The 18,515-nt window shown below is 73.8% G+C and carries 14 protein-coding genes; 12 read left to right on the top strand and 2 right to left on the bottom strand.

Features of this window, described 5'->3' with window-relative positions; translation table 11 throughout:
• Window positions 1–187: 187 nt before the first annotated feature.
• Complete coding sequence (locus ABZX22_RS32205; RefSeq protein WP_354916309.1) at window positions 188–826, bottom strand: TetR/AcrR family transcriptional regulator; 639 nt, start codon at window positions 824–826, stop codon at window positions 188–190.
• Window positions 827–957: 131 nt separating this feature from the next.
• Here ABZX22_RS32205 and ABZX22_RS32200 point away from each other — a divergent pair, with 131 nt between their 5' ends.
• The 12 genes from ABZX22_RS32200 to ABZX22_RS32145 all read left to right on the top strand — a co-directional run bounded on the left by ABZX22_RS32200 (window position 958) and on the right by ABZX22_RS32145 (window position 15,421).
• The gene (locus tag ABZX22_RS32200) at window positions 958–2,319 is read left to right on the top strand and encodes a cytosine permease (protein WP_354916306.1); all 1,362 of its coding nucleotides are present in this window, start codon (window positions 958–960) and stop codon (window positions 2,317–2,319) included.
• 41 nt (window positions 2,320–2,360) lie between these two features.
• Window positions 2,361–3,938, top strand: coding sequence for a hydantoinase/oxoprolinase family protein (locus ABZX22_RS32195; RefSeq protein ID WP_354916303.1), 1,578 nt, complete (start codon window positions 2,361–2,363; stop codon window positions 3,936–3,938).
• Window positions 3,938–5,056 (top strand): DUF917 domain-containing protein, encoded by a 1,119-nt coding sequence (locus ABZX22_RS32190; protein WP_354916300.1) that lies wholly within the window; start codon window positions 3,938–3,940, stop codon window positions 5,054–5,056. Before ABZX22_RS32195 ends, ABZX22_RS32190 begins: the two co-directional genes overlap by 1 nt.
• A 238-nt stretch (window positions 5,057–5,294) precedes the next feature.
• Window positions 5,295–6,284, top strand: a complete 990-nt coding sequence (locus ABZX22_RS32185; protein ID WP_354916298.1) for a sugar ABC transporter substrate-binding protein — start codon at window positions 5,295–5,297, stop codon at window positions 6,282–6,284.
• Entirely contained in the window at window positions 6,281–7,309 is a 1,029-nt protein-coding gene (locus ABZX22_RS32180; RefSeq protein ID WP_354916295.1) for an ABC transporter permease, read from the top strand. Before ABZX22_RS32185 ends, ABZX22_RS32180 begins: the two co-directional genes overlap by 4 nt.
• A complete protein-coding gene (locus ABZX22_RS32175; protein WP_354916292.1) occupies window positions 7,306–8,064 on the top strand; it encodes an ATP-binding cassette domain-containing protein in 759 nt (252 codons plus the stop codon). The genes ABZX22_RS32180 and ABZX22_RS32175 overlap by 4 nt, the downstream gene beginning before the upstream one ends.
• 90 nt (window positions 8,065–8,154) lie before the next feature.
• The gene (locus tag ABZX22_RS32170; protein WP_354916289.1) at window positions 8,155–8,841 is read left to right on the top strand and encodes a polysaccharide deacetylase family protein; all 687 of its coding nucleotides are present in this window, start codon (window positions 8,155–8,157) and stop codon (window positions 8,839–8,841) included.
• Window positions 8,842–8,911: 70 nt separating this feature from the next.
• Complete coding sequence (locus ABZX22_RS32165; RefSeq protein ID WP_354916286.1) at window positions 8,912–9,280, top strand: nuclear transport factor 2 family protein; 369 nt, start codon at window positions 8,912–8,914, stop codon at window positions 9,278–9,280.
• Between the two features lie 140 nt (window positions 9,281–9,420).
• A complete protein-coding gene (locus tag ABZX22_RS32160) occupies window positions 9,421–10,728 on the top strand; it encodes an MFS transporter (protein WP_354916283.1) in 1,308 nt (435 codons plus the stop codon).
• The gene (locus ABZX22_RS32155; protein ID WP_354916280.1) at window positions 10,725–12,026 is read left to right on the top strand and encodes a hypothetical protein; all 1,302 of its coding nucleotides are present in this window, start codon (window positions 10,725–10,727) and stop codon (window positions 12,024–12,026) included. The genes ABZX22_RS32160 and ABZX22_RS32155 overlap by 4 nt, the downstream gene beginning before the upstream one ends.
• Window positions 12,027–12,141: 115 nt before the next feature.
• Window positions 12,142–13,185, top strand: coding sequence for a DUF917 domain-containing protein (locus ABZX22_RS32150; RefSeq protein WP_354916278.1), 1,044 nt, complete (start codon window positions 12,142–12,144; stop codon window positions 13,183–13,185).
• 151 nt (window positions 13,186–13,336) lie between these two features.
• Window positions 13,337–15,421, top strand: a complete 2,085-nt coding sequence (locus ABZX22_RS32145) for a helix-turn-helix domain-containing protein (RefSeq protein WP_354916275.1) — start codon at window positions 13,337–13,339, stop codon at window positions 15,419–15,421.
• Window positions 15,422–15,529: 108 nt separating this feature from the next.
• On the opposite strand, the gene ABZX22_RS32140 is transcribed toward ABZX22_RS32145, so the two are convergent.
• A complete protein-coding gene (locus ABZX22_RS32140) occupies window positions 15,530–18,466 on the bottom strand; it encodes a BTAD domain-containing putative transcriptional regulator (protein ID WP_354916272.1) in 2,937 nt (978 codons plus the stop codon).
• Window positions 18,467–18,515: the final 49 nt, after the last annotated feature.

Below are 18,515 nucleotides of genomic sequence, written 5' to 3'. Positions count from 1 at the left end.
CCTGGCCCGTGCCCGATGGCGCCCGGCCGCGTTCCGGCCCGTGCCCGCGTCCGCTGACGCCCCCCGCGCCCCGGCCCGTGCCCGGTGACGCCCGGTCCTGTCCTGGCCCGCGTCCGCTGAACAGCCCGCCGCTCCCTGGCCCGCGCCGCTGACGCCCCGCCGGGCCGGGGTCCGCGCTCGCCGGGCGTCAGGGGCGGGGGGCCCAGCGCCGCGACAGTTCCTCGTCCGAAGGGGCAGGGCCGGGCAGCGGCCGGTGGGCGGGCGGCAGCCGCATGGAGTCGAGCATCAACGTCAGGTAGCGGTGGCGCAGCTCCACCGTGCGCGGTTGCTCGCCCAGCTTGATCGAGGCCAGCTGCTCGAACAGCAGCGCGATGTCGGCGGTGGTGATGTCGGGGCGCAGCACCCCTGCCTCGACCGCCCGGCGGTGCACCGCGGTGGCCAGTTCCCCGGCCCGGGCGGCGTCGCGGTGGAGCTCCTCGGTGGGCTGGAAGGTGCCCGCGAGCGCGATGGTCAGCGAGCTGCTGTCGGCCTCGACGATGTCGCGCATGTAGGCCGCGAAGGCCTCCCACGGGTCGCCGTCCATCGCCAGCGACTTCTCGCAGGCGGCGATGTAGAGCTTGAGCCCGTCGCCGCAGAGCTTCTGCAGCAGCGTCTCCTTGCTGCCGTAGCGCCGGTAGAGGGCACTGATCCCGACGCCCGCGCGCTCGGCCACGGCCGCGATCGGGGCGCCGGGGTCAGCGGTGAAGACGGCTCTGGCGGCCTGCAGGATCAGTTCGTCGTTGCGCGCGGCCTGCGCACGGCGGCCGCTCATGGGTGCTGCTGTCATGCCCCCAGCATATAGCGGAACATACAATTCCGTTCTAGATAGATATGATCAAGCCTCTTCCCAATGATCGCCGGGGACCTTAGCGTCGCAGCAGACACCCCATACATCGCCTGACGGGAAGGGGCGGCTGGATGTCCGATGCGGCGATCACCCCCGCGTTATCCGACGAAGGCCTCGCACGTGACGACTACGCGCTCCAGCGGGTGCCCGCCTCGGCCCGCTACGGCTGGCTGACGGTCGCGGTCCAGCGCTTCGGCATGCTGAGCGCGCTGAGCCAGTTCCTGCTCGGCGCCACCCTCGGCATGGGGATGACCTTCTGGGACGCCGTCCTGGCCATCACCGTGGGCGCCGTCATCCTCGAGATCGTCGCGATCGCCGTCGGCATCGCGGGCATGCGCGAGGGCCTCTCGACGACCGTGCTGGCCCGGTGGGCCGGGTTCGGCCGCTACGGCGCCGGCATCGTGGGCATGGTCGTCGCCGTCTGCCTGCTCGGCTGGTTCGGCGTGCAGTCGGCGGTCCTGGCCCAGGGGCTGGCCTCGCTGCTGGGCGGGCCGCCGGTGTGGGTCTGGTCGATCATGGCAGGGCTGGCGGTGACGGCGATCGTGGTGCACGGCTTCGCCGGGATGGCCTGGACCGCGTGGATCACCGTCCCGGCCTTCCTGGCCCTGGCCGGCTGGGCGATCGCGGTCGAGCTGTCGAAGCAGCCGCTGGGCGCGCTGGTCGCCTCGGCCCCGCCGGGACCGGCCCTGAGCCTGGCCGAGGGCGCCACCATCGTCGCGGGCGGCTTCATCGTCGGCGCGGTCATCTCGCCCGACATGTGCCGGTGGAACCGCAGCGCCGCCGACGTGGTCAAGCAGACCGTGCTCGGCATCACGCTGGGCGAGTACGCCGTGGCCCTGGTCGGCGTGCTGCTCGCGCACGCGCTGCGCACCGGCGACGTGATCGCCATCGTCACCAGCACGTCCGGAGCGGTGGGCACGATCATCCTGGTCACCGCCACCCTGAAGATCAACGACTGGAACCTCTACGCCGCCTCGCTCGGCATGACCAACACCCTGTACACCGCCTTCGGCCTGCGCACCGGCAGGGCCGCGGTCACCGTGGCGCTCGGCGTGATCGGCACCGGCCTGGCCGCCGCCGGCATCCTCGACCATCTCGTCGACTTCTTCGTCCTGCTCGGCGTGGCCATCCCGCCGGTGGCGGGCATCATGGTCGCCGAGTACTTCGTGGTGCGCCGCTGGCGTCCCGTGCTGGACGCCTCCCGGCAGGCGGGCACGCTGCCCGAGACCGCCCCGGGGTGGGCGCCCGCCGCCCTGGCCATCTGGCTCGGCGCCGCGCTGGTCGGCAAGTACGTCGCGTGGGGCATCCCCGCGCTCAACGCCCTGCTGGTGGCCTTCGCCGCCTACGTGATCGCGGGCAGGCTCGGCCTCACCGGTGCCGCCCCGAAGGACCCCACCGGCGCCGCCCCGAAGGACACCGCCGGCCCGGCCTGACATCCCCTCCCACCCCTCTCCGCGTAGACAGGAGCTCCTCTGTGCGTGTCGGGATCGACGTGGGCGGCACCCACACCGACGCCGTCCTCATGGACGGGACCACCGTCCTGGCCGAGATCAAGACCGCGACCACCGTCGACGTGACCGGCGGCGTCGTCACCGCCCTGCGCGAGCTGCTGGCCGCCTCGGGCGTCGAGCGCGCCCGCGTGACCGCCGTGATGATCGGCACGACGCACTTCACCAACGCCCTGGTGACCGGGCGCCGGCTGGCCCGCACCGCGGTGGTACGGCTGGCCCTTCCGGCGACGGCGGCGCTGCCGCCGCTGGCGGACTGGCCCGAGCGGCTGGTGCGAGCCGTCGATCCCAGCGTCCACCTGTGCGACGGCGGGCACGAGTTCGACGGCCGGCCGATCTCCCCGCTCGACCCGGACCAGCTCAAACGCGTCGCGGCCGAGCTGGCGGCCCAGGAGATCGACACCGTGGCCGTCACCTCGGTGTTCTCGCCCGTCAACGCCGAGGTCGAGGAGACGGCGGCGGGCATCCTGCTCGCCGAGCTGCCCCACCTGCGGATCAGCCTGTCCCACCGGATCGGCAGGGTGGGGTTGCTGGAGCGCGAGAACGCCACCGTCGTCAACGCCTGCCTGCGCGACCTGGCCGACGAGATCGTCGACGCCTTCACCGGGGCGCTGCGGGCCGTCGGCATCCACGCGCCCCTCTACCTGTCGCAGAACGACGGCACGCTGATGGACGCCGAGCACACCCGCCGCTACCCGGTGCGCACCTTCGCCTCGGGGCCGACCAACTCCATGCGCGGCGCTGCCTTCCTGGCCGACCTGGCCGACTGCGCCGTGGTCGACATCGGCGGCACCACCACCGACGTCGGCGTGCTCAGCGGCGGCTACCCCCGCCAGGCCACCGGCGAGGTCGACATCGGCGGCGTGCGCACCAACTTCCGCATGCCGGACGTGCTGTCGATCGGGCTGGGCGGCGGCAGCCGCGTCACCGCCGAGCCCGCGCTGCGGATCGGCCCCGACAGCGTCGGCTACGAGCTGACCGGCCAGGCGCTGGTCTTCGGCGGCCGGGTCCTCACCGCCACCGACCTGGCGGTCGCCGCGGGCATGGCCGAGATCGGCGACCCCTCCCTTGTCCGGCACCTCGACCGCGAGCTGGTCAGGCGCGGCGTGGCCTGGATGGCCGGCCGGGTGAGCGAGCTGGTCGACCGGATGCGCGTCTCGGCCAGCCCGCTGCCGGTCGTCGTGGTCGGCGGCGGCAGCGTGCTGATGCCCGACCGCCTGGAGGGCGTGCCTGCCGTCCACCGGCCCGAGCATCACGCGGTGGCCAACGCCATCGGCGCGGCGACCGGCCAGATCGGCGGCGAGGTCGACCGGCTGTTCGCCATCACCGCCACCTGCTCGCGCGCGGACGTACTCGATCAGGCCCGCGCCGAGGCCGTGGAACGGGCGATCGCGGCGGGCGCCGACCCCGGCACCGTCGAGGTGGTCGACATCGACGAGATCCACGTGGCCTACCTGCCGGGCAACGCCGTACGGGTCAGGGTCAAGGCGGTCGGCGAGCTGCGCCTGAGCGGCCCGGCCGGCATCGAGGAGGTGCGGGTGTGATGGGCGAGAACCTGACACTGGAGGGGCTGCGGGACCTGGCCGAGGGGGCGGCGGTGCTCGGCACGGGCGGCGGCGGCGACCCCTACATCGGCAGGCTGCTGGTCGAGCGGCAGTTGCGGGCGGGCCGCCAGGTGACGATCATCCCGGTCGACGAGCTGCCCGACGACGCCCTGGTGCTGCCCTCGGCGATGATGGGGGCGCCCACCGTCTTCGTCGAACGGCCGCCGTCAGGCCAGGGCAACGTCGCCGCGCTGCGGGCGCTGGAGAAACACCTCGGCCGCACCGCCGCGGCGACCATGCCCATCGAGTGCGGCGGCCTCAACAGCATGATGCCGCTGCTGCTGGGCGCCCAGCTCGGGCTGCCGGTCATCGACGCCGACGGGATGGGCAGGGCCTTCCCCGAACTGCAGATGGAGACCTTCGCCGTGTACGGCGTGCCGGGCTCGCCCATGTCCATCGCCTCCGACCACGGCGACGTCGCCATCATCGACGCCCGCGACGACAACGTGCGCATGGAACGGCTGGCCCGCGTCATGACGGTCGAGATGGGCGGGGCCGCCTACATCTGCGACTACCCGATGGACGCGGCCACCGTGCGCCGCACCGCCGTACCGGGCACGCTCGGCCTGGCCGAACGGATCGGCGCCGCGCTCCGGCAGGCGCGCGCCCGGCACGACGACCCGTTCGAGGCGCTCACCGCGACGCTGTCCGGCACGATCTACAGCCATGGCCTGGTCCTGTTCCGCGGCAAGGTCGTCGACATCGACCGCAGGACCGTCGCCGGGTTCGCCCGCGGCCAGGTGACGCTGGCCAGTCTGGACGATCCCGGCGACCGGATGGTGATCACCTTCCAGAACGAGCACCTCGTCGCCCGCCGCGACGGCGAGGTGGTGGCCATCGTCCCCGACCTGATCTGCACGCTCAACACCGACACCGGGGCGCCGGTGACCACCGAGGCGCTGGCCTACGGGCAGCGCCTGACGGTCTACGCCATCTCCACGCCCGAGATCATGCGCACCCCGGCGGCGCTGGACTGCTTCGGCCCCGCCGCGTTCGGGCTCGGCGAGCCGTACGTGCCGGTCGAACGGCTCGCCGCCAGGTCGGCCGCGGGAACGTGATCCGTACCCCGGTGTAGGTGTCAGCGGACCGGAGCCGGCGACCGCGATCGCGGTGGCGGCTCCGGTCCGCAGCAGGTCAAGGCGGAGAATGGCGACATAGGGGACGACGATCCGAGGCCGCCGAGGCAACCCGGGGTAACAAGAACATCTATAAGTCCTAATGTCACGACAAAGTGTTGACGCAGGGGTAATGCGGCGGTTACATCGAGGACGAGCCAGATGGTCATGGAGGTGTCGCATGAACCGGACCCCGATAGTGCTGGCCCTGCTGGGGGCGCTGACCCTCACGGGATGCTCGGCAGGCGGCGACCAGGCCGCCGCCACCGCCTCGGCGAGCGCCTCGCCGACCACCGCACCCGCGCCCGCCGGCGGGATGAACTTCGCCGTCATCACCCACGCCGGACCCGGCGACGCCTTCTGGGACGTGGTCAAGAACGGCGCAGAAGCGGCCGGCAAGCAGTACGGCGTCACCGTGACCTACCAGGGCGACGGCGACGCGGGCAAGCAGTCGCAGCTCATCGACCAGGCCGTCTCCCAGAAGGTGGACGGGCTCGTGGTCTCCATGGCCAACCCCGACGCGCTGAAGGAGTCGATCGGCAAGGCGGTCGCCGCCAAGATCCCCGTGATCACCATCAACTCCGGCCTCGAGCGCTCCAAGGAGTTCGGCGCCCTCACCCACGTCGGCCAGTCGGAGGACGTGGCCGGCCGCGGCGCGGGCGAGCAGCTCAAGGCCGCGGGCGTCACCAAGCTGCTGTGCGTGATCCATGAGGCCGGTAACGTCGGCCTCGACCAGCGCTGCAAGGGCGCCGAGGCGACGCTGGGCGGCTCGGTCGAGCGGCTGCAGGTCGACGGCTCCAACCAGGCCGACGTCAGCTCCAAGGTGGCCGCGCGCGTCCAGGCCGACGAGTCCATCAACGGCGTCCTGACGCTGAACCCCGGCGTCGCCGTCGCCGCCCGCGACGCGCTCAAGGACGCGGGCTCGCAGGCCAAGCTGGCCACCTTCGACCTGTCGGGCGACGTGGTGACCGCCATCGAGGACGGCGAGATCCTCTTCGCCGTCGACCAGCAGCAGTACCTGCAGGGCTACCTGCCGATCACCTTCCTGTACCTGTACAAGACCAACCTCAACACCGTCGGCGGCGGCCTGCCCGTCAACACCGGGCCGGGGTTCGTCACCAAGGACAACGCCGCGCAGGTCGCCAAGCTGGCAGAGAGCGGCACCAGATGAGTGCGGTCACCGCCGACGAACGGCTGGGCGAGGTCGGCCGGGTCCGCCGCCTGCTGATCAGGCCCGAGCTGGGCGCGGTGGTCGGCGCGATCGTGGTCTTCTCCTTCTTCGCGAGCCAGTCGGCGGTCTTCCGCTCGGTGCGCGGCATCGCCAACTGGCTCGACCCGGCCGCCACGCTCGGCATCATGGCGGTGGCGATCGCGCTGCTGATGATCGGCGGCGAGTTCGACCTGTCGGCGGGCGTGATGACCGGCACCACGGGGCTGGTGCTGGTCACGCTGGCCACCCGCTTCGGGTTCAACGTCTGGCTGGCGATGCTGGCCGGCCTGGTCGTCGCGCTGGCCGTCGGCTTCGCCAACGGCCTCATCGTCACCAGGACCAGGCTGCCCAGCTTCATCGTCACGCTGGGCACGTTCCTCATGCTGCAGGGCATCAACCTGGGCGTCACCAAGATGATCACCGGTACCGTGCAGGTCAGCGGCCTGCGCCGGGCCTCCGGCTACGAGTCGGCGCGGACGGTGTTCGGCGGCACCATCGGCGACAGCGGGTTCAGGGTCGCGATCCTGTGGTGGATCCTGGTCACGATCGTGGCCACGTGGGTGCTGATGCGCACCCGCGCCGGCAACTGGATCTTCGCCGTCGGCGGCAACGAGCAGGCGGCCAGGGCCGTCGGCGTGCCGGCCGCCCATACCAAGATCGCCTTGTTCGTGACGACGGCGTGCGCGGCCTGGCTGGTCGGCTCGATCATGGCGCTGCGGTACACCTCCGTGCAGGCCAACGCGGGCATCGGGCAGGAGTTCATCTACATCATCGCCGCCGTCATCGGCGGCTGCCTGCTCACCGGCGGGTACGGCTCGGCGATCGGCGCCTCCATCGGCGCGGTCATCTTCGGCATGGCCGACAAGGGCATCGTCTTCCTCGGCTGGGACGCCGACTGGTTCATGTTCTTCCTCGGCGCGATGCTGCTGCTGGCCACCCTCGCCAACAACATGGTCCGCCGCTACGCGGAGGAGGTGAAGCATTGATCCTGGAAACGCGGGACATCGGCAAGAGCTTCGGCAGCGTGCTCGCGCTGCGGAACGTCTCGATGGGCGTGACGGCTGGACAGGTGACGTGCGTGCTCGGCGACAACGGCGCGGGCAAGTCGACGCTCATCAAGATCCTGTCGGGCGTCCACCAGCACGACTCGGGCATCCTGCTCATCGACGGCCGCGAGACGCGGCTGACCAGCCCGCGCGACGCCCTCGACCGGGGCATCGCCACCGTCTACCAGGACCTGGCGATGATCCCCCTGATGTCGGTGTGGCGCAACTTCTTCCTCGGCTCCGAGCCGGTCAAGTCGCTGGGCAGGTTCGACGTGGCCACCGCCAGGAGCGTCGCCCGCGAGGAGCTGAGGGCGATGGGCATCGACATCCGCGACGTCGACCAGCCGGTCGGCACCCTGTCGGGCGGCGAACGCCAGTCGGTGGCCATCGCCAGGGCCGTCCACTTCGGCGCCAGGGTGCTCATCCTCGATGAGCCCACCTCCGCGCTGGGCGTCAAGCAGGCGGGGGTGGTGCTGCGCTACATCGCCAGGGCCCGTGACCGCGGCCTCGGCGTGGTGTTCATCACCCACAACCCGCACCACGCCTACCCGGTCGGCGACCGCTTCCTGCTGCTCAACAGGGGCACCAGCCTCGGCGAGTACGGCAAGGCCGACATCAGCCGGCAGGAGCTGACCTCCCTCATGGCCGGAGGGGCCGAGCTGGAGCAGCTGGAGCATGAGCTCACCAGAGAGTGATACACCTGATGCGGTAATAGAGATCTTATGCCCCGTTCGTATGCGACAGGATGGATAAGCGAGATACGTGACCGGGGGCGAGGGGGAACGATGGTGGGCTGGCGTGCGCTGGTGCCGGTCGTGGCCATGACGACGATGGCGACGACGATGGTGACGGCGGGACCGGCGGTGGGCCTGGGCCCGGCGCCCGCCGCGCACGCCGCGGTGGCGCCGGAGCGGAAGGTGGTCTACCTCACCTTCGACGACGGGCCGTCGGAGTACACGGGCAAGGTGCTCGACATCCTGCGCGCCAACGACGTGCACGCCACCTTCTTCCTGCTCGGCGCCAACATCAAGGAGCACAGGGCGCTGGCCGGGCGGATCTTCAGCGAGGGGCACAGCCTGCAGAACCACAGCTGGTCGCACCCCGACCTGCGGCTCCTGCCGTGGCCCGTCTTCAAACGCCAGGTGCTCCGCACCGACGCCGAGATCAGGAAGCAGACCGGCTACACGCCGGGATGCCTGCGCCCGCCGTACGGGGCGGTCAACAAGAAGGTCCGCAGGGAGGCCGCGGCGCTGGGCAAGCGGGTGCGGCTGTGGACCGTCGACCCGCAGGACTGGGCCAGGCCCGGCGCCAAGACCATCGCCAGGCGGGTGTTGAAGCAGGTCGAGCCGGACGGGATCGTGCTGCTGCACGACGGCGGCGGCGACCGGCGGCAGACCGTCGCGGCCCTCCCCAAGATCATCAAAACGCTGAAGGAGCGCGGCTACGTCTTCCACCGCCTGTGGTGCGGGTGACCCGCCGGTTCCCGGGTCGCTCTAAAGTGTCTGGGTCTACCGGATACCGAGCAGGAATGAGAGGCCAACGATGACACGCCAGGCAGTGTGGGCGGTTGTGACCGGCATGTACGACGCCTACACCAGAGGCGACAGGGCGGGCATCGACCGCCTGCTGCACCCCGAGGCGACGATCTTCGACTCGGCCGCGCCGGACCTGATCACCAGCAGGGCCCAGCTGGAAAAGGTGCGCGACGCCCGGCCCACCGACGGCCCCCAGGAGACGGGCGTGACCGCCTACGACGAGGTGGTCGACGTGTGGGGCGACACCGCGCTGGCCCGCTACCTGCTGCGCGTCGACTACGTCACCGGCGCGTCGGAGACCGTGCGCACGACCACCGTGCTGCGGCGCTCCGACGACGAGTGGCTCATCGTGCACGTCCACGAGAACACCCTCTGACCTGGACGTATCCTGAAGCGCGAGGGCGTGGTGCACAGGCCGCGCCCGCCCGCATGGGCGTCGTGCACACGGAGAGCGAGAGGGGGCGGTCCTATGGTGCGCCATATCCGTGCAGCGCCCCCCTCCTCCGAGGAGCACCCATGACCGCCACCGACGCCCGGACCCTGCCCATCGGGTCCGCGTTCGACCGCATGCCGTTCACCCGACGGCATGTGCTGATCGCCCTGGCCCTGTTCATCGCCTTCGTCATCGAGTCGTGGGAACAGCTCGCGCTCATCTACGTCTCCGGCGACCTCGGCGAGGAGTTCGGCATCGGGCAGGCGGGCGTCGGCGTCGTCCTGTCGGCCGTGGCGTTCGGCATGATCCCTGGCGCGCTGGTGTGGGGTCCGCTCGCCGACCGCATCGGCCGCAAGCCCACCTGCTTCTGGTCGCTGCTGTCCTACGGCGTGATCGCCCTGGCCTCCGCCTTCGCCCCGAACCTGGCCACCCTCGTCACGCTGCGCGTCGCCTCCGGGCTCGCCCTCGCCGGCGTCTACACCGTCACCTTCCCCTACTTCCTCGAACTGCTGCCCACCAGGAGCCGCGGCAGGGCCGCGGTCTACCTGTCGATCGGCTGGCCCATCGGCATGCTCGCCGCCATCGGCGCCTCGGTCGCGCTCGGCGACCTCGGCTGGCACGTCGTCGTCATCGCCAGCGCGGCGGCCGGGCTGTGGGCGTTCGCGATCAGGGCGTGGGTGCCCGAGTCGCCGTACTGGCTGGCCGCCCGCGGCCGCCAGCACGAAGCCCGCCAGGTGCTGCGCACCCTCGGCAGCCCCGACACCGACGCCACCTTCACCGTCGCCGCCCGGCGCGTGGGCAACCCGCTCGACCTGCTGCGCGGCGGGCTGACGAAGATCACCGTGGCGATGCTGCTGCTGAACTTCGCCTTCAACTGGGGCTACTGGGGCCTGCAGACCTGGCTGCCCACGCTGCTGCAGGAGAAGGGCCTCACCCTCGACGCCTCGCTCGGCTTCGCCGCGCTCAGCGCGCTGATGATGATCCCCGGCTACGTGAGCGCCTCCCTGCTGACCGGCCGCTTCGGACGCAAGAAGGTCTTCCTCGTCTACGTCGTGGCGGCGGCGCTCGGCGGCCTGTGGTTCGCCCTGGCCGACTCCACCTTCGAGCTGTACGCGGGCAACTTCGTGCTGTCGTTCTTCAGCCTGGGCGCGTGGGGCGTCTGGAACACCTGGAACGGCGAGTTCTACCCGACGGCGCTGCGCGGCACCGGCTACTCGTGGGCGACGGCCGCCCAGCTGATCGCCACCACGCTGGCGCCCTCCGCGGTGGGCGCGCTGCTGGCCAACGCCACCGGGTTCACCGCGACGATGCTGGTGATCAACGCGTTCATGGTGGTCACGGCGTTGCTGGCGGTGCCGCTGCCGGAGACCGAGGGGCGCGAGCTGGAATGATCCTCGGCGTCGCGCTCGGACGGCACGCGACCACCGTCGTGGCCGTCCGCGACGGCGTCCCGATCGCCTCGTGGTCGTCCTCCGGTACGGCCGGCCCCGATCCCCGCGTTGTCGACCCCCACGTTGTCGTCCCCCAGGTTGTCGACCCTCACGCTGTCGGCTCTCAAGAGTTCGGCCCCTTCCTGCCCGGTCTTGCGGACGTCTTCGTGCTGTCCGGTCTTGCCGGCGGGCCTGGTCTTCCTGGCGGGCCCGGTCTTCCCGGGACGCCCGGCCTTCCAGGGGCTCCCGTTGATCGGGGGACGCCCGGCCGGGCCGGCGAACCCGGTCGTCGCGCCACGCCCGGCCCGACCGGCGCCGGAGGCTCCCCCGGCGGGCGCCGAGGGAACGAGCGCCCTGGAAGCCGGACGGGCCACCCCGAGACCCGTATCACGATCCGACCGGGAGAGATCCGCGCGGCCTGCCTGGCCATCGACCTCGCCGACGTCCCGGCCGCGCCGGTGGCCGCCATCAGGATCGGCGGACCGTGCCCGCCCGTCCTCGGCCCGCACGTCCCTCACCCCAGAGGCAGGGCGACGATCGTCCGCGGCGGCCACAGCCTGACCGGCCGCCCGCTCGTCCCTCTCGACACCGACGCCGTCCGCCTCTTCGCCGCCGGCTGCGGTCTGCTCGACTTCGCGGTGACGGCGACGGGCTCGCCCACTCTCGCCGACCACGAGCTGGCCGTCGCCGACCTCGTGGCCGCCGAGGTTCCGGGAGCGCGCATCACGCTGTCGTACGAGTTCGGCAGGCCGGGGCTGCGGGAGAGGGAGCGCGAGGCGATACTCAACGCGTCGCTGCGACCCGCGGCGGAGCGGGTGGCCGACGCGCTGGCCGCATGGCTGCCCGGCATCCCGCTGTACGTGGCGCGGACCGGAGAGGGGCTGGTGTCCTCCTCCTACTTCCGCCGCTACCCGCTGGTGTGCGCCCGTGGCGGCACCGCCGCCGCCCTGCGCGGCCGGCCAGCCCCGCCCACGGCCGCCGGTGGTGACCCGTCTCCGGACCCCGCAGGGGAGGCGGCGGCCTACGGGGCGACGCTGGCGAGTCCCGTGGCCGGGGTGGAACGGATCGTGCGGGCACGGGGCAGGGCCGAACTGGACAGGGAAGTGGACGACGCCCGCGACGAGGCGCTGACACGGGTGGTGAGCGCCGGGGCCGCCCCGGGTTCGGCGCGGATCGAGGAACTGACGGTGAACCCGCTGTCGTACCTGCCCGACGGCCTCTACCGGGTGCGCGTCACCGCCGAGGGGACCACCCCATGACCGCCGCGCCATCCGCCCTCGGCCGGCGGCTGCGAGCTCGGGCGGGTCGCGCCTCGCACGTCCGGCCCTGCGTGCAGTCCTTGGGTCGGCAGCGGACCGCGCGGCGGAGGCGGCCGTGATCGGGCGGTCGGACATGATCGGGCGGGCGGAGCTGCCGGTGTTCGCCGCCGGGTCGCGGCTGTTCGCCACCGGCGCCGCCGAATCCGCCTTCCACCTGGCCGTCGACTGGGCCGGCGCCGTCCTCGACACGCCGGTGCGGCTCGTCCAGGCCACCGACCTGCCGCCCGACACCCTGTGCGTCGCTGTCACGCTGGTCGGCTCGACGACGGCCATGGGGGAGCAACTGCCCGAAGGCGGTGAGCCCGCGCGAGCCGTACAGGCCCTCGAACGCCGGCTCGGCACCCGCGCCGGCGCCGTCGTGGCGCTGAACCTGGCCGCCGAGAACGCCCTCCTCCCGCTGATCGCGGCGGCGGCGCTCGGCCTGCCGCTGGTGGACGGCGACGGTTCCGGCAGGGTGTTCCCGCTGGTGGAGCAGACCACCTACACCTTGGGCGGCATCAGCCCCACCCCGCTGGCGCTGGCCGGCCCCGCCGGGGAGCTGGTGCTGCTGGAGACCGCGCCCGGCAGGGTGGAGGAGACGCTGCGGCCGCTGGTGCTGTCGTTCGGCGGGTGGGGGCTGGCCGCCTGCTACCCGATGCGGGCCGCCGACCTCTCCGGGGTGCTGGTTCCGGGCACGGTGTCGATGCTGATGGCGGCGGGACAGCCGGGAGTGTCGCGTTCGGCCGCCGCCCCGTACGGCGTGCGGCGGTTGTGCGTGGGACGGATCGTCGCGGTCGAGGGCAGCAGCGGACATGGCGCGGACCTGGCGATGCCGTCGCTGCCGTCGAGCATCGTGGTGGAGGAGAGCGAGGGACTCGGCAGGCTGGTACGGCTGGAGGCGCACAACGAGATCGTGCTCGCGCTGGCCGACGGGGCGCCGGTGGCGATGGCGCCCGACCAGATCTGCATGATCTCCTCGGCCGACGGGATGGTGGTGGACGTGGACAAGGCCAGGCCCGGCATGCGGGTGGAGGTCCTGGTGCTGCGTGCCGCGCCTGCCTGGCACACCGACGAGGGGCGCGCGCTGGGCGGGCTGCGGGCGTTCGGGGTCCCGCTATGACGCCGTCGGCGTGCGTCACCCACTGCCCGGTGGAGGTACTCGGGGTCGTGAAGGCGAGGTGCCCGGGGCCGGTGCTCAGGGTCGTCAAGGGCGCAGTGGGGCCCTGCGGGTACGAGGCGCACGGGGCCTGGCGCAGAGGCGGGAGATGCAGGTGAGTGGCTCTCAGGGGCGTGAGGTGCGGGGCTGGGAGGCGCCGGTCACCGTGGCCGAGCTGGTCAACGGCGGGCCGCTGGCGGGTGCCCGGATGTACGGCAGCGGCGAGCACCCCGTCCACCAGGTGCGCATCGTCGACGACCTGTCGGTGTTCTCCAGCGTGGCGCCGCACACGGCCGTGGTGCTCATCGGGGCGGCGGCCAGCGGCGGCTGGGCGGTGGAGATGGCGATGCGGCGCGCGTGGGAGCAGGCGGCAGCGTGCGTGATCGCGCCCGCCGAAGCGGCAGGGACGGGATCGAGCATGGGATCGAGCGCGGTGCTCGCCGAACGCCTCGGCATCACGCTGATCGTCGTGGCCGCTGATCCGCTGGTGACGGCCGTGGAGGTGGCGTCGGCGGCGGCGCGTCCCTCTGCCGCGCGTACCCAGCTCGTCGCCCGCTGCGCGACCAGGCTGGCCGAGGCCGGTGCCTCGGCGCGCCGGGTGCTGGGCGTGCTCAACGCGGAGCTGCCCGGCACCTCCGTGGCCTTCGTCGACCCGTACGGCACGCGCCTGGCCGGGCGTGCCGCCGCGCTGGCGCCGGCCGGTCAGGGGCCGTGGCCGGTCGAGGTCGAGGTCACCGGCCCTGAAGGGACGGCGCTGGGCAGGCTGGTGGCGGCCGGGCCGGCACGGTCGGCGGGGTGGCCGGCGGTGGTGCGCGCAGTGCTCGACCTCGCCGTCGCCCCGCTGACGGCGTGGGCCGCGGCCGAACGGCTGGCGGCGTCGAGCGACTTCGCCCTCCAGTCGGCCCTCGCCGACCGTCTCCTGGCTGAGTCCGCCATCACGGGCGCAGAAGGCGCGCCGGCGGTCACCGAGGCCGCCACGACGGCGACGGGTACCCAGGCCGCCCTCACGGGCGCCGAGGGCGTGCCGACGGGCAGCGACGCCGCCACCACGGCGACGGGAACCGAGGCCGCCACCGGAGTGACGGGAACCGAGGCCGCCCTCACGGGCATCGGGAGTGTCGCCACAGGCGCCGAAGAGGTCTCCCCCCGCCCCGACGAACAGGGCGCCGGTGGTGTCCGTCAGGAGGCCACGGGCAGAGCCGGTGCGTCTCCGACCGGCGCGGGCCCGGGTCGTGGCATCCGGAAGGGCGAGAGTGGTGCCATCCGTAAGGGCGAGAGCCCGGGTGGCGCCTGGCCGGCAGGCGAGAGCCCGGGTGGCGCCTGGTCGACAGGTGCGGGCAGGGGTGGCGCCTTTCAGGGAGGCGCGGGCAGGGGTGGCGCGGTCAGCGGAGATGCGGTCAGGGGAGATGCGGGTAGGGGAGACGCGGGTAGGGGTGGCGCCTTCCATGCAGGCACGGGCAGGGGAGGCGCCGTCCGGGGAGGCGCGGGTCGCGGCGGTGAAGGGCAGCAGGAGCCCGCGGGTGAAGGGGTGTGGGCGAGGGCGGTGGCGCTGGGATGGGCGGTGCGTGGACCCATGGCGGCGTTCATGATCAGGCCGTCGGGCCGCGCGCCGGGCCCCGGCGACGCGGAACGGGCACGCGCCGTGATCGTCGCGACCGTCGGCCAGGTACCGGTCGTCGCAAGAAGCGAAGGCTGGGCGGGCTGGTCCGCGCTGCCTCCCGAGCACCTGGCCGAACGGCTCGGCCGGGCCGTACAGGCGCTGCCGTGGCCGTGCGCGGCAGGCGTCGGCACTCCTGTCGCCGACCTGCGGGCGATGGGGGAGTCGCTGCTCGGCGCCGAGGCGGCGGCGTTCCTCGCGCGGGCGGGAAGCGTCGCGCGCGCCGACCGGATGGGCCCCGCCGAGCTCCTAGCCGCCATCCCGGCCAGCGCGCTCATGGCCCCCGCGACGGTGGTGCTCCAGCCGCTGCTGGCCATGGACAGGGACGGCACGCTGCTGGAGACGCTCGGCGCGGTGCTGGGCGAGGGCGGCGCGGTGCGGGCCGCCGAACGCCTCGGTGTGCACCGCAACACCGTCACGGCCCGCCTCGACCGGATCAGGGAGGCGGGTTACGACCTCGACGACCGCGCCACGAGGCTGGCGCTGCAGCTGGCCTGCCACGTGCTCGGCTCCACCGCGCCACCGCCCGGGCCGGCCACCTGACCCCTCCGACCGAGCCGCCCACCAGAGCCCCCCACCAGAGCCCCCCACCAGAGCCCCCCACCAGAGCCACCGTGTCGCCAGGGCCGCCGCGCCGCCTGGTCCGGTGCGCTACGCCTGCTTGACGAGCATGAGCATCTCGTCGAGCGGAAGCTCCTCCACCCGCGCGTCGCCCAGCGCCTGCCGTACCCGGGACTCGATCCTGTCGACGTCGCCGCGCTCGGCCGGTGGCAGTGGCGCGCCGACGGCGCGGCGGGTGGCGGCGGCGGTGGCGAGCAGGCGGGCGGCGAGGTGGTGGCGTCCCGCCAGCGAGTGGGCGCCGGCCAGGCCCTCGAGGGCGAGCGCGACCGCGCGGGGGTCGCCGCTGGCGCGCGCGGCGGCCAGGCCCTGCAGGTGCAGGTCGAGGGCGCCGGCGGCGTCGCCGCGCTGTTCGGCGACGAAGCCGAGCTCGGCCATGACCAGCGCGGTGCCCGGTCTGGCGTCGAGCAGGCGCATCCAGTCGAGCCAGGTGCGCAGGTGGGCCTCGGCCTCGTCCAGGTCGCCCTGGCGCCTGGCGGTGAGGGCCAGGCCGGTCTGGGCGAACTCCTCGGCCGGCTTGCTGGCCTGCTCGGCGGCCAGCTGCTTGGCGCGGGTGTGGAGCTCGCGGGAGCGTTCGTGGTCGCCGCGCAGCAGGGCCAGCCGACCGAGCCCGGACAGGCGCCAGGAGACCTCGCTGGTGAGGCCGAGCTCCTCGATGAGGCGCAGGCCCTCGGTGCGCAGCGCGGTGGCGCGGGCGTAGTCGCCGGTGATCTCGGCGTGGGTGGCCAGGTGGTCGGCGGCACGGGACTGGCCCCACCGGTCGCCGAGCGCTCGGAACGCCTCGAGGCCGGCCGTGGCGTCGTCGTGGAGGCTGGTGAGGTCTCCGGCGAGCAGCGCCTTCCCGGCACGTGTGCTGAGAGCGGCGGCGGCGCCCCACCGGTCGCCGAGCGCGCGGAAGCCCGTCAGGGCGGTGTCGGCGAGCGGGCCGGCCTCGCCGATGCCGCGCTGGGCGGAGGCGAGGAACCACTGGGCGCGGGCGAGCCCGGCGGGATCGTCGCGGAAGAGGGCGAGGGCGGCACCGGGGTCGGCCGGTTCGCCCGCCAGGAGGGCGAAGCCGGCCTGCCAGGCGGCGGTGCGCGCGTCCGGGCCCCGCTGCAGCGCGTGCGCCAGGTGGCGGCGGGCCTCGGTGAGGTGTCCGCGCAGGAACCAGTACCAGGCGAGGGCGTCGACGAGCCGGTGGGCGAGGCCGGCGGGCGCGTGGTCGAGCGCGGCCCGCAGGTTGGCCGCCTCGGCGTCGAGGACGGACAGCCACGCGCGCTGCTCGGCGCCGCGCAGGTGCGGCTCGGCCCGTTCGGCGAGCGCGGTGTAGTAGGCGGCGTGACGGGACCTGATGGCCGCCTGCTCGCCCGCCTCCCCGAGGCGTTCGAGACCGTAGGTCTTGACCGTCTGGAGGAGGCGGTGGCGCGGGCCGGGCGTCACCAGCGAGCGGTCGACGAGGCGGGCGAGGGTGCCGGCGACGTCGATGTGCGGCTCGGCGCAGGTGTGCTCGGCGGCCTCCAGCGTGCACCCGTCGGCGTGGACGGCCAGGCGCCGCAGCACCGTGCGTTCGGGTGCGGTGAGCAGATCCCAGCTCCAGTCGATGACCGCGCGGAGGGTGCGCTGGCGCGCCGGGGTGCCGCGCTGCTCGGCGGTGAGCAGGTGGTGGTCGAGGCGCTCGGCCAGGGCGTGGCCACCGAGCGCCCGCGCGCGGGTGGCGGCCAGTTCGATGGCCAGCGGGATGCCCTCGAGCCTCGGCACCAGGGCGGCGGCCTCCTCGCCGGTCAGGCCGGGGGCGAGCGTGGTCAGCAGCAGGGTGGCGGCGCCGGCGTCGAGCGGCGGTACGGCGTAGGCGCGCTCGCCGGGCACGGCCAGCGCCTCCCTGCTGGTGGCCAGGACGCGCAGGCCCGGGACCTCGCGCAGCAGCGCGGCCGTCAGAGCGGCGGCCGGCTCGACGAGGTGCTCGCAGTTGTCCAGGACGAGCAGGGAGGCGCGCTGGGCGCGCAGCGCGGCGGCCAGGTCGCTCTCGTCGCGCAGGCCGAACGCCCGGCTGACGGCCTGGGCGGGATCGTCGCTGTCGGCCAGCTCGACGAAACGGGCGCCCGGGTGGTCGCCGGCCGCCTCGAGAGCCAGGCGCGTCTTGCCGACGCCGCCGGGACCCGTGAGCGTGACCAGCCTGGCCCGCTCCAGGATCGAGCGGACCTGCCGCAGGTCGGCCTCGCGACCGACGAGCCCGGTCAGCGCGGCGGGCAGGGCCGGTGACGGGGCTACGGGCGGGTGGGCGCGTGGCGGCGGGTCGAGCGAGGGGTCGTGGCGCAGGATGGCCTCGTGCAGCGCGGCCAGCTCGGGGCCCGGGTCGAGGCCGAGCTCGTCGGCCAGCAGGGCGCGGGCCTGGGCGTAGGTGTCCAGCGCCGCGCTCTGGCGGCCGGCGCGGTAGAGGGCGCGCATGTGCAGGCCGCGCAGCCGTTCGCGCAGCGGATGGGCGGCCACCAGCGCGGCCAGCTCGACCGGCCGGCCCTCCAGGAGGCGCCGCTCGGCCTGGTCCTCGAGCGCCGTGAGGCGCAGCTCCTCCAGGTGGGTGATCGTGGCCGCGGCGAACGCGGCGTCGGCGAAGTCGGCCAGCGCGGGCCCGCGCCACAGCGCGAGCGCCTCGTCGAGGCGGCCGTCGGCCAGCAGGTCCTGGAAGCGGGTGGTGTCGAGCTCGGGGGCGTGCAGCAGGTAGCCGGGCGGCCGGGAGACGACCAGGTCGCGGGCGCCGGGCTCGGCGCCGTCCAGGGCCCGGCGCAGGTGCCAGACCCTCGTCTGCAGCGCGGCGTGGGCGTCGGCGGGCGGAGTGTCGCCCCAGAGGTCGTCGATGAGGCGGTCGGCGGGGACGACCCGGCCCTCGTGGGCCAGCAGGTCGGCCAGCAGGGTGCGGACCTTGCGCTCGCGGACGCGGACGGGAGCGCCGGCGTCGGTGCGGACCTCCAGCGGGCCGAGGATGGCGAAGCGCATGGCGACACCGTATCGAGAGCGGATCGAGAGGGCGGTGCCGCACGGTGGA

Origin of the sequence: Nonomuraea sp. NPDC003804 (assembly GCF_040610675.1) — a bacterium.
Taxonomy (GTDB): Bacteria; Actinomycetota; Actinomycetes; order Streptosporangiales; family Streptosporangiaceae; genus Nonomuraea.
Note: the sequence above shows the minus strand (reverse complement) of the source record. Positions and strands in the feature narration are given on the sequence as shown.

What these genes read in the sequence shown, in the direction of transcription:
- ABZX22_RS32205 (WP_354916309.1), bottom strand. Translation starts at nt 826, where the DNA reads ATGACAGCAGCACCCATGAGCGGCCGCCGTGCGCAGGCCGCGCGCAAC.
- ABZX22_RS32200 (WP_354916306.1), top strand. Translation starts at nt 958, where the DNA reads ATGTCCGATGCGGCGATCACCCCCGCGTTATCCGACGAAGGCCTCGCA.
- ABZX22_RS32190 (WP_354916300.1), top strand. Translation starts at nt 3,938, where the DNA reads ATGGGCGAGAACCTGACACTGGAGGGGCTGCGGGACCTGGCCGAGGGG.
- ABZX22_RS32185 (WP_354916298.1), top strand. Translation starts at nt 5,295, where the DNA reads ATGAACCGGACCCCGATAGTGCTGGCCCTGCTGGGGGCGCTGACCCTC.
- ABZX22_RS32180 (WP_354916295.1), top strand. Translation starts at nt 6,281, where the DNA reads ATGAGTGCGGTCACCGCCGACGAACGGCTGGGCGAGGTCGGCCGGGTC.
- ABZX22_RS32170 (WP_354916289.1), top strand. Translation starts at nt 8,155, where the DNA reads ATGGTGGGCTGGCGTGCGCTGGTGCCGGTCGTGGCCATGACGACGATG.
- ABZX22_RS32165 (WP_354916286.1), top strand. Translation starts at nt 8,912, where the DNA reads ATGACACGCCAGGCAGTGTGGGCGGTTGTGACCGGCATGTACGACGCC.
- ABZX22_RS32160 (WP_354916283.1), top strand. Translation starts at nt 9,421, where the DNA reads ATGACCGCCACCGACGCCCGGACCCTGCCCATCGGGTCCGCGTTCGAC.
- ABZX22_RS32155 (WP_354916280.1), top strand. Translation starts at nt 10,725, where the DNA reads ATGATCCTCGGCGTCGCGCTCGGACGGCACGCGACCACCGTCGTGGCC.
- ABZX22_RS32140 (WP_354916272.1), bottom strand. Translation starts at nt 18,466, where the DNA reads ATGCGCTTCGCCATCCTCGGCCCGCTGGAGGTCCGCACCGACGCCGGC.